The following is a 26871-nucleotide window of genomic DNA, read 5'->3' as shown; positions in this document are numbered from 1 at the left end:
ATGAAAAGGCGCTACAGCGTGCCCATGGCGAGCGTCCTGGCGATCCTGCTGTTGCTGCTGGTCGCGCATATCGCGTTGCCCTATGTGATCCGCGACTACCTCAACGGCCAACTGGAGCGCATGGGCGATTATCACGGCCAGATCACCGATGTGGACCTCGCGCTGTGGCGCGGCGCCTACCGCATCAACGGGCTGAAGATCGTCAAGGTCAGCGGCAAGGTGCCGGTGCCGCTGCTGGACGCGCCAGTGATAGACCTTTCCGTGAGCTGGCATGCGCTGTGGTACGAGCACGGGATCGTGGCGCGGGTGATCTTCCTGCGGCCGGAGCTGAATTTCGTCGATGGCGGCAGCAGCCAGGAATCCCAGAGCGGTGCCGGCACCAACTGGCATGCGCAGCTGGAGAAGCTGTTGCCGATCACTCTGGACGAGCTGCGCATCGAGGATGGGCGCATCCGCTTCCACAACTACCAGTCCAATCCACCGGTGCACCTGTCTGCCAGCGCGGTTAACGCAAGCCTGTACAACCTCACCAACGTGGCGGACGAGCAGGGCGAGCGGGTCGCCCGTTTCGAGGGGCGTGGGCGCCTGTTCGACCAGGCGCCGGTGGAGGTCGAGGCGTCATTCGACCCGTTCACCGACTTCGAGGACTTCCAGTTGCGCTTGCGCGCCAGCGAGGTGGAGCTGCGCCGGGTCAACGACTTCGCCTCCGCCTACGGCAAGTTCGACTTCAATCGTGGCCACGGCACCCTGGTGATCGAAGCGAAAGCGGACAACGGCCGCCTCAGCGGCTACATCAAACCGCTGCTGCGCGATGTCGACGTGTTCAACTGGCAACAGGATGTGGAGGAGAAGGACAAGGGCCTGTTCCGTTCGATCTGGGAAGCCCTGGTCGGTGGTGGCGAGACGGTGTTGAAGAACCAGCGCAAGGACCAGTTCGCTACCCGTGTGGATCTGAACGGCAATATCCATCGCCAGGACATCAGTGCCTTCCAGGCTTTCCTCGGTATCCTGCGCAACGCGTTCATCCAGGCCTTCAACGCCCGTTACGAGCGCTCGGCTCCCACTGACTGACGCTAGTGGCTGGTGCCGCGCGATGATCCTTCCTGGCGCTGTGCATCGAATACCCCGCGATCCCGCTCGCGCAAGTCGCGAACAGCCGAGACATTGCGTAGCTCGCGCACCGGGAAGGCGAACTCGACGCCCAGCTCCTGCATGCCGGCCAGCAAGCTCAGATTGATCCGCTGCTGCACGTCCATGTAACGGTTGTAGTCAGCCGTCTGCATGATGTAGACGACTTCGTAGAGCAAGCGGCTCTCGGAGAAGGAGAGGAAATGCGCGCGATCGAATTTCGCTTCGTCGATCTCGTCGATGATCTCCCTGACCAGGTCGGCAACCGCCTTGGCCTGCTCAGCCGAGGTCCGGTAGCTGATCCCGAACTGGAAAACGATGCGGCGGGTGTTCATGCGCTTGTAGTTGTGCAGCGTCTGCTTGAGCAGTTCGGCATTCGAGCAGACGATCTGCTCGCCGCTCAGGCTGCGGATGCGCGTGGTCTTCAAGCCGATGTGCTCGATGGTTCCGGCCACGTCACCGAACACCACGAAATCGCCGATCTCGAAGGGCTTGTCGAAGCCAATCGACAGCGAGGCGAAGATGTCGCTGAGGATGGTCTGCACCGCCAGTGCCACGGCGATGCCGCCGACACCGAGGCTGGCGATCAGCGCGGTGATGTCCACGCCCAGGTTGGCCAGGATCGACAGCAGCATCACGGCCCAGACCACCACCAGCACCACCACCGAGACAATCGTTGCCATTACCGGGTTCTGGATGCCGCCGAAGCGCGAGCGGGACAGGTTGTGCGTCCACAGGCGCACGCAGACATCCAGCCACCAGGCGACCTGCAGCGCGAGCACGACGAACCAGGCGTGCGACAGGGCGGTGCTCCAGTTGTCGGGCAGGGTGGTGAGCTTGAGCGCGAGCATCAAGGCGAAGACGAAGACCAGCACGTTGCTGGTGCGCCCGGCGATTGCCGCGGCGTAGCGCGCCCATTGGCTGGTACGCCCCTCCAGGCGCTTGCGCGCCAGACTGATCAGAAAGCGCAGGATGAGGAATCCCGCGGCGGCGGCCACCACTACCAACAGCAAGCGGCCGAGCTGGCTCAGGTCCAGCCAGGCATACAGCGACTCCATGGTTGCTCCTTATCGCGAATGACAGGAGTAGGTTTGGGGCCGGGTAGGGGGCAGAAGTTCAGCCGCAATGCACGAGCGGTGCCGCGGGAGTCTGTCACGCAGAAGTGCTGCGGGAGGGTAGGGGTTACCCTCCCGCATCCCCGTAACGGGAGGTCAATGCCAGAACAGCGCGATCAGGATGATGATCGGGATCGGCACGCCGAGGAAGTAAAGGAGGATCGAGCGCATGGTGAGTCTCCTGTCAGCGAATGGAGTGGGCGGGGGAAGTGGAGTGCAGGTGGTGAGCCACCAGCAGCTCTGCGTCACGGCGGCGGCCGCCGTGGATGGCCATGAAGCTGGCGAAGAACGCACCGCACAGCAGCGCCGCGAACATCCACAGCGCCGAACCGGCAGCGACCTTGCGGGCCGTGTCGGCGGCCTGCAATGCCTGCTGCTTGGCCTGTTGCGCCTGGGCAAACACGGCATCGATGCGCTGCTCGGCCTCGGCCTGGCTGATCTCGGTGCGCTGGGCGATCACTCGGGCGAGGTAGGTGCGGTCGTCTGCGCTCAATTGCCCTTCGGCCAGACCGCGCACGAAAATACGAGAGGCGACTGCATGGGCGGCGTCATCGCTGACGGCGACCGGCCGGTTGTCGCGGAACAGGGTGTCGATGAAGTAGGCGGCGTCGTTATCGTCCTTGCCGGAGGAAGCGCTGGTGGCACTCGCCGCCGCGCCGGCGGCCACCGTGGCGCCCGCCTGCAGGCCACCACCCACCAGGCTGCTGACCGAGCCGATCACCAGGGTGGCGGTGACCAGCGTCGCGATGGCCCAGGCGAGGAAGCCATGGGCGGTATCGCGGAAATAGACTTCATCGCCGTGCAGGCTGGCCCATTTCACCCGCAGGCGTCCGGCCAGGTATCCGCCCAGACCGGAAGCGAGCACCTGGGTGATCGCCAGCCAGATGAACGTGGAGATGCTCATCTGCTTGAAGCTGCCGCCATCGCCAGGCCACGGCGACACTGCGGAGAACCCGAGGCCGAAGCCTAGGACAATGAGGATCAGCGACAGTGCCGCGGCGGCGGCCGCGCCGGCGAAGATCGCCGGCCAGGCGACGCCGGAGTGATCGAGAGTGCTAGTGAGGGAGGTATCGGCGCTGGCAATCATGGGCGGTGCTCCTTTGGCTGGGCCTGAACCTGCCTTTGCACCGGGCATGCCAGCTGTTTCAAAATATTAAAATCAATATTTTCAAATGGTTGTGATTGAAGGTGCGCATGCAAGGTATGCAGAACGCATGGCGCCCGGGCTCGGCGGCGGCAGAATGCACGATCCACCTCCTACGAGCGCAGGAATTACGAACCCGATTGCCCGACCCGTGGTCTTCTGCTGGAGCAAGCAGCAATGCACGAAGCCTGACGGTACGCCCGTTCCAGGTGGCGCAGACGTCGATAGCCGCTTTCGAATTTGGCGCGCCGAATCTCGGTTTCGATGCTCAACGCTGCTACTCTTCGGCCTGCCGGCGATCCGGCCGCCTGACTCGCAGGAACACGATCCAAGGAACCCTGAGCCATGAGTGAAGAGATCCCCGCCGCCGAAGGCCTCAAGCTGAAGGTGCAGCCCAGCCACCTCAACTTCCCGGTGATTGGTATCGGCGCGTCGGCGGGTGGTCTGGGTGCGTTGCTGCGGCTGTTCGAAAACATGCCCAACGACAACGGCATGGCCTTCGTGGTGGTGATGCACCTCTCGCCCAATCATGAGAGCAGCGCGCACCAGATCCTGCAGAAAGTCACCAAGATGAAGGTGCAGCAGGTCAGTGAGCCGACGCCCATCGAGCGCAACTGTGTCTACCTGATTTCCCCGGCCATGCAGCTGACCATGAACGATGGCTACCTGCGCGTGACCGAGCTCAACCCCGGCCAGCCGCGCCACATCGCCATCGATATCTTCATGCGCACGCTGGCGGACGCCCACGCCGAGCACGCGGTGAGCATTGTCCTGAGCGGCAACGGCAGCGACGGTTCGGCCGGGCTGTCGCGGGTGAAAGAGCAGGGCGGGGTGACCATCGCCCAGTCACCGGACGACGCCGAGTACGACGAGATGCCGCGCAGTGCCATTGCCACCGGCCAGGTGGACTTCGTCCTGCCGGTGGGCGACATGCCGCAGAAACTCATCGACCTGTGGCAGAGCATGCGCAACATGCAACTGCCCGCAGACGCCGACGTCGCCACGCCGTTCCGCTCCATCGAGGACCCGGAGCAGTCGCGCGCCGCCGAAACCGCTCTGAAGGACATCCTGAGTCTGCTGCGCACCCGCACCGGCCATGACTTCAAGCACTACAAGCGCGCCACGGTGCTGCGGCGCATCGAACGGCGCATGCAGGTCAATCGCCTGGGGGACCTGCCGGCCTACCGCGCCTTCCTTCAGGGCGCGCCGGAAGAAACCCGGCACCTGCTGGCCGACATGCTGATCGGGGTCACCAACTTTTTCCGTGATCGCGAGGCTTTCGAAGCGCTGGAGCGCGACATCATCCCGGGCCTGTTCGACATGCCGGAAACCAGCGATGCCCCGGTGCGTGTCTGGAGCGCCGGGTGCTCCTCCGGTGAAGAGGCGTACTCGCTGGCCATCCTGCTCGCCGAGCACGTGGATTACCGGGAGATCGACCGGCAGTTCCAGGTGTTCGCCACCGACATCGACGAGCACGCCATCGCCATCGGCCGTAGCGGGGTCTACCCCGAAGCGATCCTTCCCGACATCACGCCCCAGCGCCTGCGCCAGTACGTGACCAAGGAGCAGACGCGCTACCGGGTGAAAAAGGAAATCCGCGAGCGCGTGCTGTTCGCCATGCACAACCTGCTGCGCGACCCGCCGTTTTCCAAGCTGCACTTGATCAGTTGCCGCAACCTGCTGATCTACCTCGACCGCGAAGTGCAGGCGGACATCCTGCAGATGTTCCACTTCGCCCTGGCGCCGGGCGGCTACCTGTTCCTGGGCAGTTCCGAATCGGCTGACGTCTGTCAGGAGCTCTTCACCCCGGTGGACAAGAAGAACCGCATCTACCGCGCCAAGGCCGGCGCGGTCATGGGCCGGCCGACCTCGCCACTGCCGGTGATGCCCCTTGCCGATACGCCGCAGGCGAGCAACGAGCGCCCGGCCGAGCGTCGCCGTGTGTCCTTTGCCGACCTGCACCAGCGCGTGCTGGAGCAGTACGCGCCGCCCAGCGTGGTGGTCAACCACGAGTCGAGCATCGTGCACATGTCCGACCAGGCAGGGCGCTACCTGCGCTATGTCGGCGGCGAGCCGTCGCACAATCTGCTGTCTCTGGTCCATCCGTCGCTGCGCCTGGAGCTGCGCACCGCGCTGTTCCAGGCGTTCCAGACCGGGAAGAGTGTCGAGGCGCGGCGCGTCAAGCATGAGCGCGATGGCACCACGTCCTACATCAACATGGTCATCCGGCCATTCCGCGACATGGACTCGGACTTCGCCCTGGTTATCTTCGATGAAGTCGAAGAGACCATGAGTGGCGACGCCAACGGCCATCAGCAGAACGTCAAGGACAGCGTGCTCTCGCAGCTGGAGAGTGAACTTCAGCGCAACAAGGAGCAGCTGCAGGCGACCATCGAGCAGGCGGAAACGTCCACGGAAGAGCTCAAGGCGTCCAACGAAGAACTGCAGGCGATCAACGAAGAGCTGCGTTCGACGACCGAGGAACTGGAGACCAGCAAGGAAGAGCTGCAGTCGATCAACGAGGAACTGATCACGGTCAACCAGGAGCTCAAGACCAAGGTCGAGGAAACCGGCAAGATCAACGACGATCTGCAGAACCTCATCGCGTCCACCGACATCGCCACCGTCTTCGTCGGCCGCGACATGCGCATCAAGTCCTACACCCCGCGCGCCACCGAGATTTTCAGCATCATCGCATCCGACACTGGACGCTCGTTGCTGGATATCACCCACCGGCTGGATTACCCGGACCTGGCCCGCGATGCGTCGAGCAGCTTCGAGTCCCTGCGAACCATTGAGCGCGAAGTTTCCAGCCAGGATGAAAGGCGCTACCTGGTGCGGATGCTGCCGTACCGGACGACCGACAACATCATCGACGGTGCGGTGCTGACATTCATCGACGTCACTGAACGGCGCCTCGCTGAAGACAAGGCCCGGGAAAGCGAGGAGCGCCTGCGCCTCGCGGTGGAAAGCACTCAGGACTTCATCATTGTCACCCTGGACCGCAGCGGCAGCATCACTGGCTGGAACAAGGGCGCCGAACGCGCCTACGGCTACCGCGAGGCCGATGTGATAGGGCAGAGCCTGGATATCCTGCATAGCGAGGATGACCAGCGCTCCGGCGTGCTGCGCGAAGAACTGCGGGTGGCGCGGCAGGTGGGGAGGGTGGAGACCGATCGCTGGCACCTGCGAAAGGACGGCAGCACCTTCTTCTGCAGCAGCGTGACCACTGCGCTGCCCAATGGCGGCCCACATGGCTATGCCAAGATCGGCCGTGACGTGACCAGCAAAAAGCGCGCGGAAACGGAGCAGGAACACCGCCTGCAGCAGAACCAGGCGAAGATCCGTCTGCGCGATGAGTTCTTCGCGATGATGTCCCACGAACTCAAGCATCCGCTGAATATCATCCAGCTCAATGCCGAGCTGATTGCGCGCCTGTCTGCGGTGCGCTCGCATGCGGTGGCCTCGCGCGCCATCGAAGGCATCCAGAGCTCGGTACGCAGCCAGGCACGCATCATCGATGACCTGCTGGATCTGTCGCGGGTCAATACCGGCAAACTCAAGCTCAATCTGGCGCCGGTCATCCTGCAGAGTGTGATCGAGGAAGTGGTTGGCGCCTTGTCCGCGGAAGCTCATGAGAAGGACCTGCTGATCGATCTGCAGATGCCCGCGCGTGGCAATGACCCGCTGGTGGCCGAGGCGGACCCGGTACGTGTCGAACAGATCCTCTGGAATCTGCTGAGCAATGCGGTGAAGTTCACTCCCGCCAGCGGCCATATCCAGGTCGCCCTCGAGCAGGATGAGGGCATGTTGCGCATCCAGGTGCGGGACAATGGCCAAGGTATCCCGGTGGAAGATCTGCCACGCATATTCGAACTGTTCGGCCAGGCCAGCAATGAGCAGCAACGAAGTCACACACCGGGCCTTGGTATCGGCCTGGCACTGGTGCGCGAGCTGGTTGAAGCGCAGCAAGGGCGGATCGAAGCGTCGTCTGCAGGGCGAGGGCAGGGCGCACTATTTACGGTGTGGCTGCCGCTTTACCGTCAGTTCGACCTGCCCGTGGACACGTTGCAGGAGTCTACCGGCCCCTTTGCCGGAGCCCGTCTGCTACTGGTGGACGACTCACCGGATATCCGCCTGATCATGGAGCAACTGCTTACGATCGAGGGCGCGGACGTGACGACCGCCGAGGATGGTCCGACAGCCTTGAGATGCCTGGAAGACTCGTCCTTTGATCTGATCCTCTCGGATATCGGTATGCCTGGCATGGATGGATACGAGCTGATGCGCAGAGCTCGCCAATTGCCACAGCACGCCCAGACACCGTCTGTGGCGCTGACTGGCTATGGCGCTGCCGCGGATGCGGAGGATGCCCATGCCGCCGGCTTCAACTCGCATGTCAGCAAGCCGGTGTCATTGGAAAGGCTGCAGCAAGTCGCTCGGGAACTGGGAGTCAGCGGTACAACAGGGAAAGCTTCCGAGTAGCGAGTGATCTGCGTGGCTTGGCCGCTTTCGATTGCAAGGCGGCCATGGGTTTCCGCCCGCAGGCCGGGACAGGATAAGAGATGCGATTTGCCTCAACAGGTACTGCCGCGCCATCAACGACAAAGAACAGGTGCAGCTTCTGAAGAACCTCAGTCAGGAGTCGAGGCGCACCATGAGCGATGGATTGCCTTGGACGACGGAAATCCAGTTTTCAGGAAAGACAGGCACCAGGGCAAAACAGCCAACCGGGGACTTTGATTCTGTGACACTCGACCCTGTGCGCTGCATAGATAACTTCGCATAATGTATATTATGTTAAATTACATATCAGGTTCAGGCCGCTCTCCCATGGCCATCGCTCCATATCCGGTTTCTACCGATGTCCCCCATACCCTTCACCTGCACCGACCCCATTTGCTTGCACAGCGTTCGGTGCGTGCGTTCACTCCTGCTCTAAAAAAGCTGGGGATCGAAGCTGGGTAAACTTCGACGATAACTCCACGCGAGCTTCCGGTGTTTGCAGCGACAGCAGTTTCTCCAGCAGGCTTCGCAACCGCAGCAACTCGTCAGCCAACAGGCTTCCAGCAAACTCACTCATCGCTGCAGGCAGGCGAAAAACTCGTCGCCCTTTGCGATCAGGGCCCGGCGCACCTGTCGCTGGTCGAGCTCGTCTCGACTCCCAGGAACAGGTGCTTGCGGAGTTCTTCGCTGTTCGGCAGCCAGTCTCGATAGATCGGCCAGATGCTCTCGCCGATAACGGCTACATAGCGGCCGCCGGGAATGATTAGCTCGCGGCGGCCACACAGGCATGGGCGCGCCCTGGTGGGTTTGTTCAGGTTACGTCGGCACCGGGCCGACCCTTCCCTGTTTCTTCTAGTCAGCCTCAGGGTGCTTGGCAGGCGCTGCATACCAGTTTTCGCGCGACACCACCTTCTCAATATCGGGGTCCCCAAGGTAGTGCGGCGACATGATCTGCACGCCATATTCGTTGAACACGTCCTGGATATGGGCATGCAGCATGCTCAGCAATTGCGCCCGTGGACGGGGCTCGCTGGGGATGGCCTGGGCAACCAGTCGGTATTCGGGATAGAAATCCGACAGGGCCGTCTGGAACACGTAAGGCGACGGGACTTGCAAGATGCCATCCGTACGCCGGGCAGCCTCGATGAGCATCGCTTCCACCTGCCGCCAGGGCGTGTCGTAGCCGATGGTGACCACGGTGTCGACGACGTAACCCTGGCCCTGCACTATCCGCGAGTAGTTCTTGGTGACCGACCCGGTGATCATCGAGTTCGGCAGTGTCAGCACCTCGCCAAGGCCAGTGCGGATAGTGGTGTTGAACATACCGACCTCCGTCACGGTGCCCTCGTGGTCGCCAATGCGCACGAACTCCCCGGCACGCAGGGTCCGCGAGTAGGTCAGGATCAGGCCGGAGGCAGCCTGCCCCACCACGCTGGAAGCCCCCAGCGAGATCATCAGGCCGACGAGCACCGACAGCCCCTTGAACGCCTCGGTCCCTGAACCGGGAAGGTACGGATACGCCATGACGACGGCGAACAACCAGATGGCGAGCGAAGTCAGGCGCGTGGTGGGCTGCAGGGTCTCTTCGGTCAACCAGCGAATCGTGCCAGGCCGGGACAGGCGCTCCAGCAGCCTTTTGCTGAACCCGCTGATGCCCCGGGCGATGAAGAAGATCATCACGGCGACCGCAATGCCCGGTATCGCGCTGACGATCCCGCTGAGCAGGTAATCCAGCAGCCGGAACAGGTAGACGTCGAGGCTTTCTCCCCAGGGCCGGGTATAGGGGAATTGCGACAGCACATAGCTGAGCCACTCGTAGCTCAGCAGAAACACGACTGCCCAACAGAACAGCCAGATCAGCCGATCCGCCAGGTAGTAGAGATACTGCATGTCGAACAGCTGCAGTTGCCCCACCCTGATCTGCCGGGCCCGCTCGCGCATCAGCTGTGGTAGCCGGCCTCGCACCTTGCGCCTGAGGAAATGCACCAGCCTCAGCAGCAACACGTACAGGACGGTGGCAACTGCAGAGTACCCCAGGGCCTTGAGCAGGAATCGAAGGTTGCGCGCCTGGCCGGTTTCCTCCACCACCACCTTGAGGTTCGCGGCAGCCCTTGCTGCGGCCTCCTGCACAGAGCCTTCCGGCGAATCGAGGTCCTGTGGCGAAACGATAAAGGCGCGCCGGCCGCCCAGCAGAACCATGTAGCTGTGGAGGATGGGGGCAGTGCTGACCTGCAGGTCGTCGGTCCCTTGCAGTACATCCTCGATAACTGCCTTGGCCCGCTGCTGTCGGCCTGCCGGCGTCTCGCCCAGCAAGGTGGCGCGGAACACGACGATGCTGCGGTTGGCGATCTTCAGCTCCACGGGGTCAGCGGCGATGCCCTCGGTTGCATCGGGGCCTGACGCAGGTTCGGCCCTGGCTGCAACCGTACAGGCCAATCCCAACACCACCAGCATCAAGCTGAGCCTTGCGCCGATCCAACGCCCCATCCCATCGCTCCTTGGAAGCAAAGCCGATCTGCTGAGAACAAACTGAATCAAGCGTAGCCAGCTTCTGGAGGTCTTGGTGACAGAAGCGGCCCCTGCCTCGGGGAAAATTCTTTGACTCGATAGCTGCCGCTGAACGGAGGCAATGGCCGAAGGAGCTCGCAAGCTGCGAGAGAAATCCATGTCCGGCATGCACAATGCCTATCCCGGACGGGTTGCCGCGCAGTTACCAGCGCAACAGCCGTGGCCCGAGCACTGCACCCAGCGCGGTCGGCAGAAGCATGCCGAGCAGGTACCAGACACCCCAGAATGGAATGCCCATCTCCGGGCAGTGCAGGCAGTACGCCAGGGTCGCCGTGGCTCCCGCCAGCAGCCCGCCGGCGGCGCCGGCAATGCGCAAGCGCGTCGGTGCGAGGCCGCGCAGTGCCCAGAACACGCCGATGAAAGTCGGCACCGAAAGCAGCGCGATGTTCAGCGGACAGGTGCGCCAGGTCTTGCCGAGGATCAGGCCGGTGCGGGCGTCGGCGGGTACTCCGGCCAGCTCCACCGCTCCGCCGATCCACACCAGCAGCACGGGTAGCGCCAGCAGCACCCAGGCCGCCCCGCCGCCCACGCCTGGCCGTGCCAGGCGGCTGCTCAGCCACAGGGCAAGCGGGGCAAGGCTGCCGGGCAGCGCGACCTTGGCCCAGAACAGCGGTGTGCGCGCCACCTCGCCCAGGTCGGGGCGTACACCGAAAATTGCCGCCATCAACAGCAGTGCGCCCAGGGCACCGGCCAGCAGCGCGATGGCGAAGCGCTTGCCCAGAGCGTGACGGTCCACTGCGCCCTCGCCTGCGCTCAACAGGTCGATCAGTTCATTGGTCTTCATCGCTTCGCAACCCTCGGATGATGTTCGCCAGGGCCTTGAGCCCGCGGTGGATGCCGACCTTCACGGCGGAACTGGAAAGCCCGGTCAGGCTGGCGGTTTCCTCTACCGACAGCCCTTCCAGCTTCACATGGACAATCGGCAGGCGCTGTTTGTCTGGCAGTTGCTGCAGCAGCTTGCCGAGGTCGCGGCTGGCCTGCGCGGGTTCGCCATTCTCGACGGCGAACAGTTCTCCCTCGTCATCCGCCAGCGGATCGTGGAGCGCCTCCCGGCGCGCAAAGGCGCGGAAGTGGTCGGCCAGCTTGTAGCGCGCGATTGCCTGCACCCAGACGGTCAGCGGCTGCTCGGCACGGTAGGTGTGGCGGGCATTGTGGACCGCCAGCAGCACTTCCTGCAGCAGGTCTTCGACCTCGCCGGGACGCTGGCTCAGGCGCCGGCCCAGGAAGGCCCGCAAGTGCGTGGCGAGTGCGCTGAGGAACTCGCGATAGGCCCTGCCGTCACCGTCCATGCCACGCAGCAACAGTGCCTGCAGCTGCGCCTCACGCGCGATCAACGTTTCCTGGCTGGTAGTTCGTTGCATCGACCGTCCTGGTTACACCGAAGGTGAATTCTTTCCCGGTCTCGCCCCAGCCTGCTGGCGTCCCGTTCGCCTGCGAAAAAACAGGCCTTGGTTCAATACGTTAGGGCCGCGCCAAAAAATTCTCAAAAAAATTTCGCGACGCTGTAACCGGACCGCCTCTCCCGGCGAACTACTCACCGAGCCGCCGGAAAGCCTTCCGCGGCCCCTAAACCGAACGGGAGACCGCACCATGAAAAACCTGACCCTTGCCACCGCCGCCCTCGCCCTTGCCGCCATCACCGGCACCGCCCTGGCCGACGACATGAACACCAAGGCCAGCGACGGCGCGGCCATGGAGAAGTGCTACGGCGTCGCCATGGCCGGCAAGAACGACTGCAAGGCCGGCGCCGGCACCACCTGCGCGGGCAGCGCCAAGAAGGACTACGACGGCATGCACTGGAAGAACGTTCCGGCCGGCACCTGCACCACGATCAAGACGCCCCACGGCATGGGCTCGCTGACGCCGAGCAAGGCCTGAGCCAAGGCCGCCGACCATGAACGCATTCCATCAACCGGGCGCCGGGCTGGGGCTCAAGGGCGAACACTACGCCCAGGCCTTGGCCTGCTCCGCCCAGGGTCTCTGGTTCGAAGTGCATCCGGAGAACTACATGGTCGGCGGTCCCCGCCTTGCCTGGCTGGAGCGGATCGCCGAACGCCATCCGCTATCGCTGCACGGGGTTTCGCTGTCCCTGGCGGCCGATGCTGCACCTGACGAGCCCCATCTTCGGCATCTGCGCGCGCTGGTCGAGCGCGTGCAACCGCACTTGATTTCCGAGCACCTGGCCTGGTCGACCTGGCGCGGCCAGTACCTGCCGGACCTGCTGCCCTTCCCGCGCAGCCATGCGGCCCTGGCGCGCATCACCGAGAACATCCAGCGCACCCAGGAAGCCCTGGGCCGGCGTATCGCCATCGAGAACCCCAGCCATTATCTGCGCCTGGAGGGCCACGACTGGGACGAAATCGGATTCCTCACGGAGCTCGCGCTGCGCACCGGCTGCGGCCTGCTGCTGGACGTCAACAACGTGCATGTCAGCTCGCACAATCTCGGCTTCGATGCGAGACGCTACCTCGACCGTTTCCCGGCAGCGGCCATCCTTGAAATCCACTTGGCCGGCCACAGCCGCGACGAGGGTGGCGAACTGCTGATCGACTCCCACGATGCGCCGGTCGCCGAGCCGGTCTGGGCGCTCTACGAACACCTGATCCAGCGCATCGGCCCGAGGCCGACACTGATTGAGCGCGACGACCATCTGCCTGCTTTCGAAGAGTTGCTGGCCGAGCGCGAGATCGCTCAGGCGATCCTCAACCTGGCGGAGGTGAAACCATGAAGAGCTCGCTTGGCGCCTTCCAGGATGCCTTTGTCGACGCCATCTACCGGCGCCCTGCTCCGGCGCTGCAAGGCGTGATCACACAGGCGGCCTTCGAGGTGTATCGCAACACCGTGTTCAAGGGCTGCGTCGATGCGCTGTGCGATAACTTCCCGACCATCGAGCGCCTGGTCGGTACCGACTGGATGCGCGCGGCGGCAGCCATTCACGCCCGCGAGACGCCGCCAGACGATGCCCGCCTGATCCTCTACGGTGAGCGCTTTGCCGATTTCCTCGATGCATTCGAACCCGCACGGGAACTGCCCTACCTTGGCGCCGTGGCGCGCCTGGACCGGTCATGGACGGAGGCCTTCGTCGCACCTCAGGAGGCGCGCCTCGACCTCGCCAGCCTGGCCGGCATGACCGCCTCGGATCTTGCCACCTGCCTCCTGGAAACGCGTGCCTGCGTGCGCTGGCGCTGGTTTGCCGAGCAGCCGATCTACAGCATCTGGCGCTGCAACCGCGAAGCCCTGCCGATACCCGAAGAGCTGCCCTGGCAAGGCGAAGGCGCGTTACTGGTCGGCCATTCCGATGGCGTCGCCTGGCACGCGCTTGAGGTCGGCGGCTGTACCTTTCTCGACGCCTGTGCAGCCGGAGACAACCTGGATCAGGCATCGACCCAGGCACTTCAGGCGCAACCGGATCTCGACTTCCACGACCTGTTCGGCCGCCTGCTCGGCGCCGGGGTTTTCCGTCCCATCGCCCTCGCGTGAGGAGACCACCATGGACATCGCCCGCACTACCCTGCCCCGCACCGGCCTGCGCCAACGCTGGAACCGCATGGCCGACTTCCTGCAGCACCTGCTCGGCGACACCTTTCTCTGCCTGGTGGCGCGCTGGGGAATCGCCGCGACCTTCTTCCTCTCCGGGCGCACCAAGGTCGAAGGGCTCCTGACCATCACCCCGAGCACCTACGAGCTGTTTCGCACCGAGTACATGCTGCCGCTGGTGCCGCCGCAGATCGCCGCCCACCTGGCGACCTACGCCGAGCACCTCTTCCCGCTGCTGCTGGTGCTGGGCCTGTTCACCCGCCTTTCGGCCCTGGCGCTGCTGGGGATGACCACGGTGATCGAGGTGTTCGTCTATCCGGACGCCTGGCCCACCCACCTGGTCTGGGCGGGCCTGCTGCTGTGGCTGATCGGGCGCGGTGCCGGCAGTTGGTCGCTGGATCGCGCGCTGGGCATTCGCTGACGGGCCGCCCACTTGGGCTGGGCGGGCCCGCCACGATCTTCGGGGGTCCTGCTGCTCTGGCGGCACTCAGGCAGCGATGATCCACTCCGCGGCCCGCTCCGCGATCATGATCGAAGGGGCGTTGGTGTTGCCGCCAACCAGCGTGGGCATGATCGAGGCATCGACGACCCGCAAGCCTTCGATACCGTGCACACGCAGTTGCCCGTCCACGACCGCCATCTCGTCGCTGCCCATCTTGCAGGTACCAACCGGGTGGTAGACGGTATCGGTGCGCTTGCGCAGCAGTTCGATCAGTTGCTCGTCGCTGGAGAGGTTCTGGCTGTACAGGTCCTTCAGGCCGTACCTGGCCAGCGGTGCCTGGCCGACGATGTCCTGCACCATGCGGTATCCCTTCAGCAGCGTGCTGACGTCGTCGTCATGGCCGAGGAAATTGGGGTCGATGCGCGGCGCGGCGAAAGGGTCGGCCGAGTGCAGACCGACGCTGCCGATGCTTTTCGGCCGCAGCACGCAGACATGGCAGCTGAAGCCATGTCCCCAGTGCAGCTTGCGACCGTGGTCGTCGATCGGGCCGATCACCGCATGCAGCTGGATATCCGGGCGGGCCAGGCCCGCGGAGGTTTTCAGGAAGCCACCGCTCTCGGCACAGTTGCTCGCGAAGGGACCGGTACGCTGGCGGGTGTAATCGAAGAAGGCCTTGCCCATGCGCACCGTGCCCCTGGCGGAGATGCCCAACAGGGTGGTGTCATGGCTCTTGTAGCAGGCGACGAAGTCCGGGTGGTCCTGGAGGTTTTTCCCAACGCCCGGAAGCTCGTGCTGCAGCGCAATACCGTGGGGGTTGAGTTCGGCCTCCGCACCAATGCCTGAAAGCATCAGCAGTTGCGGACTGCCAAAGGCCCCTGCGCTCAGCAGTACTTCCCTGCGTGCCCTGATTTCCAGGCGCTCACCCTTGACCGACACCTGCATGCCCACTGCGCGCTTGCCTTGCAGCAGGATGCGCTGGGCCTGGGCTCCGGTAATGACCGAGAGGTTACCGCGAAGCTCGCGGATGGGCTTGAGGAATGCCGAGGCAGTGCTCCAGCGCCGGCCCTCGCGGATGGTCACGTCGTAGTGCCCTACCCCTTCCTGCTCGGCACCGTTGAAGTCGGCATTGCGAGAGTGCCCGGCCTGCTGGGCCGCATCGAGGAAGGCATTGGTGACCGAGTGCGGCTGCACCCGGCCGACGTACAGCTCGCCATCGCCACCGTGGTAGTCACAGCCCCCCAGATGATGGCCCTCGCTCTTGCGGAAGTACGGCAGCACGTCGTCATAGCCCCAGCCCGCGTTGCCCAGGGCCTGCCAGTCGTCGTAATCGCTGCGATGCCCGCGAATGTAGATCATGCCGTTGATCGAGCTGCTGCCGCCCAGGGTCTTGCCGCGCGGCTGGTAGCCAACACGGCCGCCCAGGCCGGGTTGCGGGACCGTCTGCAACGCCCAGTTGACGTGGCGTGTCGGCAGAATGGCGGCTACGCCGATCGGCGTGTGGATCAGTGGCGAGGTGTCTTCGGAACCCGCCTCCAGCAGGCACACCCGTAGCGAAGGGTCGGCACTCAGACGATTGGCCAGTACGCAGCCGGCCGAGCCGGCACCAACGATGATGTAGTCGAATTCCATACTTGTTCTTCTCGGTTCGCGGGCGATACGCACCGAGCAGCATGTCTCGGCGCAGACCGCTGGAATTCTTCGCCGCCGAGGCGCACATTAATTGACTTTCAACGACTTGTTTTTGACTTTCGACGACTGTGACCGCCCTCATCCGCACGACCTCGTTCATCGGCTTTCCGCAACTGATCGCTCAGTTGGGCGGGGATTGCGAGCACTTGCTGCACCGCTTCCAGATAGCCCCCGCCGCACTCGAAGACGACGAGGCACGGGTACCGCTGCGCGCCCTGGTGGGCGTGCTCGAATGTGCCGCCAACGAACTGGACTGCCCCGACCTGGGCCTGCGAATGGCCGAGTACCAGGACCTCCAGGTGCTCGGGCCGGTGGCGCTGATCGCGCGGAATTCGGCCACGGTAGGCCAGGCGCTGGAGGAAATCTCGCGGTTCATCGGCTATCACAGTCCCGGCATCGATGTGCAGCTCGACCGCAGTGATCGTCAGGCGCCGCGGCTGCTGATCGAGATTCGCCTGCCCGGCCCCACGCGCCTGAGGCAGATGCAGGAGCTGGCACTGGGGGTTGGCCACAACACCCTGAAGCTTCTGTGCGGCAGCCAGTTCAGCGCTCGCTCCGTGCTGCTCAGCGGAGCCGGCGCACTGCCCCCCGCCCGCTACAAGCGCTACTTCAGGAGCCCGGCTTACTTCAACCAGGACTGCAACGCCCTGGTCCTGAGCAATGAGCAACTGGGCATGCGCATCGAACAACAGGACCCGCAGCTGCACCGGGTGATGCTGGATTACCTGCGGCCCTTCGATGCCCAGGCCGCCGCCGGCCTGGTACGTCAGGTGGAAAACCTGATCCTGCGGACCCTGCCCACCCAGCGCTGCCGGATCGGCCTGATCGCCGAGCAACTCGGCCTGCATGAGCGGGTGCTGCAACGTCGCCTGGCGGAGCTGGGCACGGGATTCGAGCAGGTGCTCGAACAGGCTCGACGTTCCTGCGCGCAACGCTACCTTGCCGAGCGCCACATGCCGATGTCCCAGGTCGCGGGCTTGTTGGGCTACAGCGAACAGAGCGTGTTCAACCGAGCCTGTCGCCGCTGGTTCGATGACACGCCGCGCGCGATCCGGCGACAACTGCTCGACGGCAGCGCCGCAATTGACCCCGAAGATCCGCCCTACCGCTAGCGTAGCTGGAGGCTACCGCACCAGCCCCAGTTCCTTGGCCCGGACAATGGCCTGTGTGCGCCGGGCCACTCCCAGTTTCACGTTGATCTTCTGCGCATGGCTCTTCACGGTGTGCAGTGAAATGAACAGCTGCTCGGCGATGTCCTGGTTGGACAACCCCTGGGCAATCATCTTCAGCACCGAGAGCTCACGCGGGCTGAGCAACACTGCGGCGGCCTGCTGGTCCTTCGGCCTGAGCGAGTCCTTGCCCCAGCGAATCAGGCCGGGATTGCGCAGGCTGCAGTGATACTCGGCGCTTAGCATGCCAGTCTGCCGGGACAGTGCCATCGCATCGAGCAACGCCCGCTGCGCGCCGCCCTGCTGCCCCTTGGCATAGAGTGCTTCGGCCATGCCGAACCACAACTCTATGGCAAGACTGCGACGCTCCTGCCGCAGGGCCGCCTTGAGCATGTCCTCGAAGGCATCGCTGACCTCTTCACCCATCGCCTGCCGTGCATGCAGCAGCGCCACCTGCAGATGCTGGACCAGTTCGGGATTGCCGTACGGTGGCCTGCAGCACTCTGCACCGCTGTACTGCCGCAGTCCCTCCTCCAGTGCGCTACGAGCGCGGCCGGCATTGCCTTCCTGAATCCACAGCCGGGCGTAACCGAGCAGCAGGAGGTTCTGGTACAGCGGCTCGGTGATGTTGCGGAACTGCAGCAGGCGCTCTGCATCGGCCAGACGCTGATGAGCCTGGCCGAGCGACTTCTGCATCGCATCGAGCTCGGCCAGGCCGATGTAGCCCCAGGAGGCCGCCGGGTCTTCGCAGTCCAAGCATTCCTGCAACCCGGCTTCATAATGCCCGCGGGCAACGGCGTAGTCGCCGCGCCGCGCCAGCAAGGCACCCAGGCGCAGTCGTGTCCGGCCGCGCAGGGGGTTGGCCTCGCCCTTGCCTTCAACGCACAACTCCCGGTGCAACTGCTCGGTCAGGTGCAGCGCCTGAGCGAGTTCGCCGCGCATTTCCAGCAGCTGCACCTGCTGCAGCAGCAATACTGCTTCGAGCATGCGGCTCCCATGGCGGCGCGCCATCTTGATGGCATCGCGGTGAAACTGCTCGGCCGTCTCCATTCGCCCGTCGACGATTTCCACTTCGATCAGCGCGGTGAGCACGATCACATGCTGCGCCCAGGCGGACTCCGGCAGATGATCCAGCGCCTCGCGCATATGCCGTGCGTCGGCCTTGCCCCGGTGGTATTCGAGCTTGCCGGTCAGCGCCTGGCATTGTGCGAGCAACTCGCGCTGACGCTGCGCCGTCGGCTGCGGCAGGAAGCGTTGCAATTGCGCTGCGCAGACCTCCGCCTCGTCGAGGCGGCCGCTGATGAGCAGCGCCCAGGAGTTCAGGATCAGCAGGCGCGGCGTACTGGAGATCAGCTCACCAGGCAGCAGGTTGCGCCATCGGAGCACTCGGGCCATCTGGCTGCCGTGCAGCAGTCGATCGCGGGTGAAGTGCTGCAACAGGCTGGCGGCAATCTCGGGTTGCTCCGCGAGCAGCGCGTAATCGATTGCCTGGCGAACCTGCTCGCGCCCGGCGGACCACTGGCAGGCATGGCGGTACAACGCACGCTTCAGGCCCTGGGCAACTTCCGTCGCCAGAATGCTACCCACCGCCGGACGAACACGATGCAATCCCAGGTCCGCATCGAGCGTCTCGATGAACACACCCGCGTCGAGCAGTTGCTGAAGCAGCTGCTTGCCTTCGCCTGCGCCCAGTACGTGATCGCACAGGGAATCGTCGAAGTCCTGCAGGCAGGACAGCTTGCACAGCGCATCCCGCAACTCCGCCGAAAGCTCCGCCAGCACTTCCTGTTCCAGGTAGCGTCTCACCAGCGCGTTGCCCTGCATCGCTTCCGGCAACTGCCCGGGGTCTCGACCATGCAGGCGCAGACGGATGCCGGCGAACCAGCCATCGGTCTGCATCATCAGGGTCTGCACGCTGGTAACCGGCACCTCGCCATACAGGCTGCCCAAAAGCTCGCTCAATTCGGTGGCCGTCATGGCCAGGTCTTCTGCGCCGAGCTCCAGCAGTTCGCCGTCGAGCAACAGGCGCTCCAGCTTGCAGGCAGGCCTGCGACGACTGGCGATCCACCAGGACACCGTCGGCGCCGACGCCCGCAGCAGGAGCTCGAGGAGACGGTCGATGCGCTCGTCTGCCGCTCGCGGCAGGTCATCGAGCATGATCCAGAGCGCAGCTTCGCGCTGCGCCAGGCAGTTGAGCACCGAGATGGGATCGCTGTCGACGAGCTCCAGCGCCGAAGCGAGCAGGCGCAGCAAGGCCACGTCATCCAGCACCAGGCCTTTCAGGTCGAGCCACAGCACCTGGGTCTGTTCGGGACGGGCCAGGGCGCACTCGCGCAGCAGCACGCTCTTGCCGCTTCCCGCCGGGGCGCAGATCAGCCGCAGCCGGCAGCGCGCAGCGAGCAAGGTCTTGCTGAGTCGGGGGCGCGGCAGAAAGCCGGTAGGCAACGAGGGAACGCGGCACGGGTCTGAATAGATGTTCGCCGTGGGCATGGCGTTACTCGCTGATACAAAGTCCGCCATGGTACGGCTTGCCCTTGAGGCTGTATTGGGCTTGCCGACGATCAGGCATAAAAAAGGGCGGCTGTTCGGCCGCCCAACACGGAGTTGCTCGGTGAACTGATGACGTCAGCGAACGCCCGTCTGGCGCAATGCTGCCGGGGTGTAGTCCGCGGCAAGCGCCTTGGCGCCGAACACGATGCTCTGCTTCTCTTCGTTCTTCAGGCCCATGACCGAGTAGCGGCCGGAGATGACATCGTAGAGAGTCTCGGCGGTGTAGCCCGGCACTTTCTGGTTGTAATACTGCTGCGCATGGCCCTCGCCGACACGCCACAGCTGGCCACGGCCGTCATAGTGGTCGACCTCGGCCAGCTGCCAGGTGTCCTCGTCGAAGAACATGTGGCGCTTGGCGTAGATGTGCCGCTCACCGTCCTTCAGCGTACCCACCACTTCCCAGACCCGGTGCAGCTCGTAGCGGGTCAGGTCCTGGTTGATGTGCCCCGGCTTGATGATGTCGTCGTACTTGAGCGACGGCGAGTCGAGCTTGTAGCTGTTGTAGGGGATGTACAGTTCCTTCTTGCCGACCAGCTTCCAGTCGTAGCGATCGGGCGAGCCGTTGTACATGTCGTAGTTGTCGGAGGTAGCCAGGCCGTCGGCAGCGGTTGCCGGGCCGTCGTAGGCAACTTGCGGAGCACGCCGAACGCGGCGCTGACCGGCGTTGTAGAGCCACGCCTGGCGCGGTTCCTTCACCTGGTCGATGGTCTCGTGCACCAGCAGCACGTTGCCCGCCAGACGCGCCGGCGCGGTCACCCGCTGGATGAAGTAGAAGAGGATGTTGTCGCCCTTGGCCTTGTCGAAATCCGGCAGGTTGGCGGGATAGGACACTTCATCCTCGAAGTGCACCATCGAGAAGGAGCCATCCACCTGCGGCTGCACGCGGGTGATGTAGCGATGGATGTTACCGCCGCGGTAACGTGTTTCGTGGTTCCACACCAGCTCCACGCCGGTCTTCGGGATCGGGAAGGCGTAGTAGTGGCTGTCGAAGTTCTGCAGGCCGTTACCGCCCCCGACCAGCTCGGTGTGCTGGGCACTGGTCCGGATCGCGGCGTAGATGTCATCGGGCAGCGCCGCGGTGCGGTGCGTCGGGTATACCGGGATCCTGTAGCTGTCCGGATAGCGCTTGAACATCGCCATCTGGCCTTCGGTGAGCTTGCCCTTGTACTGCTCGGCGTTGACCGCCGTGATGACGAACAGCGGCTTCTCGCTGGCGAACGGGTCGGCCAGGAAGCCTTTGCCGTCGACCGCCCCGGCATTCACCGGCAGGCCGCCGGTCCAGGCCGGAATGCTGCCGTCGGCGTTGCCGGCCTTCTCGGCGCCCATGGGCGTCAGGGTTCCACCCAGCTGCGCCACTTCGGCCGCCGGGGCGGCTGCCATCACGCTGCTGGCCAGTAGCGAGAGGGCCAGAACGCCGGATTTCAACAGTGTTTTCTGAGTCTGCATGGCAGGGTCCCCTGGGTTAGAAGTTCACGCCGAAACTGAGCGCGACGAAGTCCCTGTCGACCGACGTGTTGTAGTCGCCGCCAAAGAAGTCGGTGTAGGAAAGGCTGGTGGTGTAGGTGTTGGCGTAGTCCGCATCGAGGCCGAAGCTGACGGCCTTGCTGCCCTCGTTGAACAGGCCGTTGGGACCGTAGCCATGGACGTCGTGCGACCAGCTGATGTTCGGCCGCAGGTTCACCCCGGCGAAGACGCTGTTGTAGTCCCAGATCGCGCGGGCGCGGTAACCCCAGGAGGTGGCGGTGACGTAGCCGTCATCGGTGCAGTTGGTGGTCAGGTTGGTGTAGTCGTTGTTGCCCACCGCGCCAGCGATGGTGGTCTGGTTGAGCGCGCGACAGGTGTTGACCGGGCCGGTAGCGGGCAGCGGTCCCGGCCCGTAGACCGGGTCGCGGCCGTAACGCGCCTCGCTGGTCGAGTCGAGCCCACCGACATGCACCACACCCACCTCGCCCACCAGGGTCAGGCGCTCGGCGCCCATCACCTGATCGAAGAAGTGCGTCAGGGTGGTCTGGAACTGGGTGATTTCCTTGCGGCGATAGCCGTGCAGGTCGCCTCCCGGAGTGGCCTGCAGTACCGAGGCATTGCCGTAGGCGGCATAGGCTACCGGGTTGATGGCAGCCAGTGGCCCGACGCCGGAGAACAGCAGGTCCGTCGTGTTCAGCTGGACGGGCGCATTGGGCCGGTAGCTGACCTCGCCGCTCCAGGCGGTTCCGGTGGGCAGCGTGGTCGAGAAGCTCAGGCCGTACAGGTGGATATCTTCCGGATACTCCATGAAGTAACTGGAGTTCCCCGCCACCACCAGGGGGGCCGCTGCACCGGTGCGGCCAGCCACGTTGTAGAGGCTTTGCGAAGGTGCGGTCACGCTGAGGAACGGCGCACGGCTGTGGTAGTTCATGAAGTACGCGCCGAACTCGGTGTTCAGCGGGTCGAACATGTAGCGCAGCGCCAGGCCCCACTGGCCGCCGTCACGGGCATCGCGGTCGCCACTGCGGCGCACCAGGGTGCCTTCGCCGTTCTGGTCGATGTCCATGGTGGTTCCAGGCAGCGCGGCGTTGATGGCATTGCCGGCGGCGAGGTTGTTGGTCAGCAGGCGCAGGTTGTTGCTGCAGCCGTCGGCCACCACGTCCGCCTGGGAGAAGAAGGTGCCGCAGTTGTCGACGACCGTCTGGTCCCACTCCAGCTGGTAGAAGGCTTCTGCCGAGAGGCTGTCGGTCAGGCTCTGCGACACGTAGAACATGTTCACCGGGATCAGGCCTTCCTTGATCTCGGCGCCGGGGCGGCGGAAGGCGGCAACGTCGATCGGGTTGATCGAGTTGATGCTGTTGAGGATGAAGGTGCTCTCCCCCCAGCTCGCCACCTGCTTGCCCAGGCGGACCGAGCCCGGCTGATCGGCAATGGTGTAGTTGTGGTAGACGAAGGCATCGAGCATCTGCGCGCCAGCGGACTTCGCGCCCTCCTTGCGACCGCTGTCGTCGATGTCCTTGAACGGCCGGCTTTCATCCTTGAGTTCGAAGTCGTACCAGTACTTGCCGCGCAGGAACACGCCGGTGTCTTCGTACTTCAGCTCGAGGTCGTGGATGCCCTTGAAGATCTTCGAGAAGGTCTTGCCCTTCTTGAAGTTCAGGTGCCCGTCATCGGTGGTCTGCGACAGGCCCTTGCCGCCGTTGTTGACGCCGATGAGGTCCGGATCACCACCGCGTAGCGCCCAGCTGGCCCCCACGGACAGGGACGAGTCGAAGGTTCCCTCGACTTCACCGATATTGAACGTGACGGCCTGGGCCTGTGCGGCACAGCCCAGTGCAACGGCTAGCGCCAGTGCGTTGGGGGCGAATCCGGCGCGCGCTTTTGTTGTTGTCATGCGGCTTTCCCGTGGTTGGTGTTGGCCCGGGAAAACTAATCAGTACGAGAGAACGACGTAAGCGACGAAGTAGGGATTCAGAAACTCATACTTAGGTATGAGCGCAGCCGATCGCATTGCCCGCTGGCGACAGCAATTGCCGAATCTGGAAGCAAGATAGGAGCGGCAGCCCTCCGCCCAGGCTCTCGCCTGGCGCATGCCCTGTCGTGGAGGGCTCAGTGCCCGGCTTGACTGGCGGGCAGATTCGCCGGGTGCTTGCTCAGCGCACGTCTAAGCTCATGCGATATGAAGGGCCTGGGGCTATCCCATGGAGTCAGGCCGCCAAGCCAGGGAGACTGCGCATGTTCAGATTCATCAAGACCACCATTGCCGGCGGGCTGCTCTTCATTCTTCCGCTGGTACTGCTGTTCATCCTCATCGAGAAGGCCATCCATCTGCTCAGTGGCCCGCTGCAGAAGGTGCTGCCGATCTTCGCGGGTTTTTCTGTCGCGGGAGCCACCTCCGTCACCGTGGCGGCCATCTTCGTGCTGCTGCTCTTCTGCTTCCTGGCGGGTCTGCTGGCCAGGACTGCAGCAGCTTCCAGCGCGTTACGGGCGCTGGAAGACCGGCTGCTCGGCAATCTGCCGGGCTACCAGTTGCTCAAGGACGCGACAGCCCGATTCACCGGCATGGAGAACATCGAAGGCGCCCGCGTCGTGATGGTCATCCAGGACAGCGGCTACCGATTCGGCCTGTGCCTGGAAAGCCGGGAAGACTGGCTGCTGGTCTACATGCCTGACGGTGGCCCCGCAGGCGGCACCGCTGGCGAGGTGCAGACACTGACCAGCAATGCCGTGGTGATGACCGATATCCCCTGGCTTTCGCTGCTGGCCTGCCTTCGCCGGGGCGGACGCGGTGCGCTGGAGCTGGCCGCTCCCTACCTGGACGGGAAAGCCCCGGCCGGCACTGACTGAGACTTTCCCGCAGCCCCTGTCGACGGGCCCCGCCAATGGCGGCGGAGCCCACCACAGGCCTCAGCGCACTACATGCAGGTAGTGCAGATGCCGCTCGTACTGATCCAGGATATCGGCAATCACGTCGTCACGGCTCCAGCCCATGATGTCGTAATCCTGGCCACCTTCGCGCAGATGCACCTCGGCGCGGAAGTACTTGCGGGCTTCACCGCCATCGCTGTCGTCGAGCACCATGAAGCTCGGACTGGTAAAGGCCCGCGGGCGAACCTCATAGCGGAAGTGCGCCTCGCCCGAAGGCGAGAGGTCGAGGCTGACACGGCCATCGTCCAGTTCCACCACCGTGACCTCCTGCCCCTGCTTGCGCAGCTCTGCTGCCACCTCCTCGCAGGCCGGGCGGACCACCTCGCTGATGAAGCGGGTGACGTGGGCGCGGCGTGGCTTCATGGCGATGTTGCGCAGGCGGCGCTGCCAGCCGCCTTCGTGATGGGGGGCATGGCGCGGTGCGGGCAACGCCTGGTTGCGCAAGCCGCGCCGCGTGGCGTCCAGGTGCAGCGCGCGGAACAAGCCCCAGATCGACGCCAGCAGGATGATCGAGAAAGGTAGCGCACTGGCGATGGTCGCCGTCTGCAGCGCCTTGAGCCCGTTAGCCAGCAGCAGCGCCACGGCGACCACACCGATACTCACCGACCAGAAGATACGTTGCCACAGTGGCGAATGGGCATGCCCGGAAGAGGCCAGCATATCCACCACCAGTGCGCCGGAATCGGCGGATGTCACGAAGAACACCACCACCATCAGCACCGCCACCATGGACACCACACTCGACAGTGGGAAGTGCTCCAGGAAGGCGAACAACGCCAGCGAGCTGTCCTGGTCGACGATTGTCGCCAGGTCGCGCACCCCCTCGTTGAGGATCATGTGGATGGCCGAATCACCGAACACCGTCATCCACAGCAGGGTGAAGCCAGCCGGGACGAAGAGCACGCCGCAGACGAATTCGCGGATCGTCCTGCCACGCGAGATGCGCGCGATGAACAGCCCTACGAAGGGCGACCAGGACAGCCACCAGCCCCAGTAGAGCAGCGTCCAGCCGCCGATCCAGTCGGTCGGTTGATAGGCGTAGAGATTGAAGGTCTTGTTGACGATGTCTGACAGGTAGGCGCCGGTGTTCTGCACATAGGTCTGCAACAGGAAGACCGTCGGCCCGAGCAGCAGCACGAAGAGCATGAGGATCACGGCCAGCGCCAGGTTCAGCTCGGAAAGGATGCGGATGCCCTTGTCCAGGCCGCTGGCGACCGAAAGCGTGGCCAGACCGCAGGTCACCGTGATGAGGATGATCTGCACCGTGGGATTCACCGGCAGGCCGAACAGGTGGTGGAAACCACTGTTGATCTGCAGCACGCCGTAGCCCAGGGAAGTGGCGACGCCGAATACGGTACCGATGATGGCGAAGACATCCACTGCGTGACCGATGGGGCCATAGATGCGCTCGCCGATCAGCGGATAGAGCGCCGAACGCAGGGTCAGCGGCAGGCCCTTGCGGAAGCTGAAATACGCCAGGATCAGGCCGACGATGGCGTAGATCGCCCAGGCGTGCAGGCCCCAGTGGAAGAAGGTGATCTTCATTGCCTCGCGGGCCGCAGCGACGGTGCCCGCCTCGCCCACCGGCGGACTGGTGAAGTGCATGATCGGCTCGGCGACGCCGAAGAACATCAGGCCGATGCCCATGCCGGCGGAAAACAGCATGGCGAACCAGCTGCTGCTGCGGTACTCCGGCTCGCTGTGATCGGGGCCGAGCTTGATGTCACCGTAGCGGCTGATGGCGAGGAACACCACGCTGATCAGGATCAGCGCGACGGCGAGGATGTAGAACCAGCTGGCATTGCCGAAGATCCAGCGCTGCACGCTGTCGAACTGCGTCTGGGCCTCGGCCTGGAAGACCACGGCGTACAGCACGAGCAGGAAGATCAGTGCGGCGCTGGTATAGAAAACCGGTGGATTGAGGGTGCTGTGGGGGCGGGACGAAGTCTCCATCAAGTGTTATCTCCTGTAACGCGTCAGCCTGTGCCAGAAGCGGGCGCAAGCGCTGCCAAGGGTACCCTTTTTCGGTATCGAATTTTCTCGATGGGGCAGCACTGCCCTTCCCCGCCGCCGCTCAGGGGCAGGCGCTCGCGCCCCCTGCACTGGCCCGCGCCACCTGCTCCGCCAGCTTGCGCAGGTTGCTCTGATGCGCGCTCACCAGGCTGTCCACGCTATTCTCCGCAGGGCTCTGCAGGCTGCTGTGGCAAGTCAGGGATTTCTCGCTGCCGTGCTTGCGCAAGCGCCATTGAGCCTCCAGCAGTGAATACTGCCCCGGCACCGAATCGAATCGCTGGACCTCCACTCGCAACAGCGACGCGCCGGGTGCAGGCGCACCGAGCTGGTCCTGCAGGGCGTTGCCGAACTCGTCGACCAGATTCGCGCCCCACCACTCGGTCTCGAGGATCACCAGGCCGCTGCCGCCCTGGCGAACCACCATCTGCGAGCGATCCACCTGCGGCGGCAGCAGCACGCGCTCGACGCGCACCTGGCCGCTGGCGGGGCTGCCGGGCTGGGCCGGCAGCAGCGTGTGATAGTGCACCGGCGCGCTGCTGCAGCCCCCCAGCAGCGCGAACAGTCCCGCCAATGGCAGCAGGGATGACTTCGGCATCGGCTTTCTCTCCTGTGTACGGT

At 64.3% G+C, this 26871-nt stretch carries 18 protein-coding genes and 3 pseudogenes; 8 read left to right on the top strand and 13 right to left on the bottom strand.

All coding sequences use genetic code 11. From position 1 onward, the window contains the following. The gene (locus tag IB255_RS18195; protein WP_192210630.1) at nt 1–1071 is read left to right on the top strand and encodes a DUF748 domain-containing protein; all 1071 of its coding nucleotides are present in this window, start codon (nt 1–3) and stop codon (nt 1069–1071) included. A gap of 2 nt (nt 1072–1073) precedes the next feature. Here the strand turns inward: IB255_RS18195 and IB255_RS18190 are convergent, their stop codons facing one another. Further along, nucleotides 1074–2186, bottom strand: coding sequence for a mechanosensitive ion channel family protein (locus IB255_RS18190; RefSeq protein WP_081519938.1), 1113 nt, complete (start codon nt 2184–2186; stop codon nt 1074–1076). 241 nt (nt 2187–2427) lie between these two features. Then, a complete protein-coding gene (locus tag IB255_RS18185) occupies nt 2428–3330 on the bottom strand; it encodes a hypothetical protein (protein WP_081519939.1) in 903 nt (300 codons plus the stop codon). Between the two features lie 402 nt (nt 3331–3732). On the opposite strand from IB255_RS18185, the gene IB255_RS18180 reads away from it, so the two are divergent. Next, nucleotides 3733–7872 carry a CheR family methyltransferase gene (locus IB255_RS18180; RefSeq protein WP_192210629.1) on the top strand — a complete coding sequence of 1380 codons (4140 nt, stop codon included), beginning with the start codon at nt 3733–3735 and terminating at the stop codon, nt 7870–7872. Nucleotides 7873–8567: 695 nt separating this feature from the next. On the opposite strand, the pseudogene IB255_RS30845 reads toward IB255_RS18180, so the two are convergent. From IB255_RS30845 to IB255_RS18165, 4 genes and pseudogenes are all read right to left on the bottom strand, one after another. Beyond that, nucleotides 8568–8672, bottom strand: a pseudogene (locus IB255_RS30845) (AraC family transcriptional regulator); the annotation flags it as partial. Between the two features lie 73 nt (nt 8673–8745). After that, nucleotides 8746–10347 (bottom strand): mechanosensitive ion channel family protein, encoded by a 1602-nt coding sequence (locus IB255_RS18175; RefSeq protein WP_081520037.1) that lies wholly within the window; start codon nt 10345–10347, stop codon nt 8746–8748. A gap of 256 nt (nt 10348–10603) precedes the next feature. Continuing rightward, nucleotides 10604–11245 (bottom strand): DUF1109 domain-containing protein, encoded by a 642-nt coding sequence (locus IB255_RS18170; RefSeq protein WP_081519995.1) that lies wholly within the window; start codon nt 11243–11245, stop codon nt 10604–10606. Further along, the gene (locus IB255_RS18165; protein WP_081519996.1) at nt 11232–11822 is read right to left on the bottom strand and encodes a sigma-70 family RNA polymerase sigma factor; all 591 of its coding nucleotides are present in this window, start codon (nt 11820–11822) and stop codon (nt 11232–11234) included. Before IB255_RS18165 ends, IB255_RS18170 begins: the two co-directional genes overlap by 14 nt. Before the next feature lie 229 nt (nt 11823–12051). Here IB255_RS18165 and IB255_RS18160 point away from each other — a divergent pair, with 229 nt between their 5' ends. The 4 genes from IB255_RS18160 to IB255_RS18145 are packed head-to-tail and all read left to right on the top strand — an operon-like array spanning nt 12052 to nt 14419. Continuing rightward, complete coding sequence (locus IB255_RS18160; RefSeq protein WP_081519997.1) at nt 12052–12339, top strand: DUF2282 domain-containing protein; 288 nt, start codon at nt 12052–12054, stop codon at nt 12337–12339. A 16-nt stretch (nt 12340–12355) separates the two neighbouring features. Beyond that, nucleotides 12356–13189, top strand: a complete 834-nt coding sequence (locus tag IB255_RS18155) for a DUF692 domain-containing protein (protein WP_081519998.1) — start codon at nt 12356–12358, stop codon at nt 13187–13189. Next, the gene (locus IB255_RS18150; protein ID WP_081519999.1) at nt 13186–13941 is read left to right on the top strand and encodes a DNA-binding domain-containing protein; all 756 of its coding nucleotides are present in this window, start codon (nt 13186–13188) and stop codon (nt 13939–13941) included. The genes IB255_RS18155 and IB255_RS18150 overlap by 4 nt, the downstream gene beginning before the upstream one ends. A 10-nt stretch (nt 13942–13951) precedes the next feature. Further along, nucleotides 13952–14419, top strand: coding sequence for a DoxX family protein (locus IB255_RS18145; RefSeq protein ID WP_081520000.1), 468 nt, complete (start codon nt 13952–13954; stop codon nt 14417–14419). 66 nt (nt 14420–14485) lie between these two features. Here IB255_RS18145 and IB255_RS18140 read toward each other — a convergent pair whose 3' ends face one another. Continuing rightward, entirely contained in the window at nt 14486–16069 is a 1584-nt protein-coding gene (locus tag IB255_RS18140) for a GMC family oxidoreductase (RefSeq protein WP_192210628.1), read from the bottom strand. A 128-nt stretch (nt 16070–16197) separates the two neighbouring features. Between IB255_RS18140 and IB255_RS18135 the strand changes: the two genes are divergently transcribed. Next, on the top strand, nt 16198–17241 hold the full coding sequence (locus IB255_RS18135) for an AraC family transcriptional regulator (RefSeq protein ID WP_192210627.1): 1044 nt from the start codon (nt 16198–16200) through the stop codon (nt 17239–17241). A gap of 12 nt (nt 17242–17253) precedes the next feature. Here IB255_RS18135 and IB255_RS31310 read toward each other — a convergent pair. The 4 genes and pseudogenes from IB255_RS31310 to IB255_RS18120 all read right to left on the bottom strand — a co-directional run. Continuing rightward, a pseudogene (locus IB255_RS31310) lies at nt 17254–17442 on the bottom strand (response regulator transcription factor); the annotation flags it as partial. Nucleotides 17443–17553: 111 nt separating this feature from the next. Then, a pseudogene (locus IB255_RS31305) lies at nt 17554–18693 on the bottom strand (helix-turn-helix transcriptional regulator); the annotation flags it as partial. Nucleotides 18694–19923: 1230 nt separating this feature from the next. After that, the gene (locus IB255_RS18125) at nt 19924–21294 is read right to left on the bottom strand and encodes a DUF1329 domain-containing protein (protein ID WP_192210625.1); all 1371 of its coding nucleotides are present in this window, start codon (nt 21292–21294) and stop codon (nt 19924–19926) included. A 16-nt stretch (nt 21295–21310) separates the two neighbouring features. Continuing rightward, nucleotides 21311–23206: a DUF1302 domain-containing protein gene (locus tag IB255_RS18120; protein ID WP_192210624.1), complete on the bottom strand. Its 1896-nt coding sequence runs from the start codon at nt 23204–23206 to the stop codon at nt 21311–21313. A gap of 341 nt (nt 23207–23547) precedes the next feature. Between IB255_RS18120 and IB255_RS18115 the strand changes: the two genes are divergently transcribed. Beyond that, nucleotides 23548–24159 carry a hypothetical protein gene (locus IB255_RS18115; RefSeq protein WP_192210623.1) on the top strand — a complete coding sequence of 204 codons (612 nt, stop codon included), beginning with the start codon at nt 23548–23550 and terminating at the stop codon, nt 24157–24159. 60 nt (nt 24160–24219) lie between these two features. On the opposite strand, the gene IB255_RS18110 is transcribed toward IB255_RS18115, so the two are convergent. Together IB255_RS18110 and IB255_RS18105 are read right to left on the bottom strand one after the other, a co-directional pair. Continuing rightward, nucleotides 24220–26193 (bottom strand): BCCT family transporter, encoded by a 1974-nt coding sequence (locus IB255_RS18110; RefSeq protein ID WP_192210622.1) that lies wholly within the window; start codon nt 26191–26193, stop codon nt 24220–24222. A 121-nt stretch (nt 26194–26314) separates the two neighbouring features. After that, nucleotides 26315–26848 carry a membrane integrity-associated transporter subunit PqiC gene (locus IB255_RS18105; RefSeq protein WP_081520008.1) on the bottom strand — a complete coding sequence of 178 codons (534 nt, stop codon included), beginning with the start codon at nt 26846–26848 and terminating at the stop codon, nt 26315–26317. Nucleotides 26849–26871: the final 23 nt, after the last annotated feature.

This window comes from Pseudomonas sp. PDM22 (assembly GCF_014851965.1).
In the GTDB taxonomy this organism is placed as follows: Bacteria; Pseudomonadota; Gammaproteobacteria; order Pseudomonadales; family Pseudomonadaceae; genus Pseudomonas.
The sequence above is the reverse complement of the archived record's forward strand: the minus strand, read 5'-3'. Positions and strand labels throughout refer to the sequence as shown.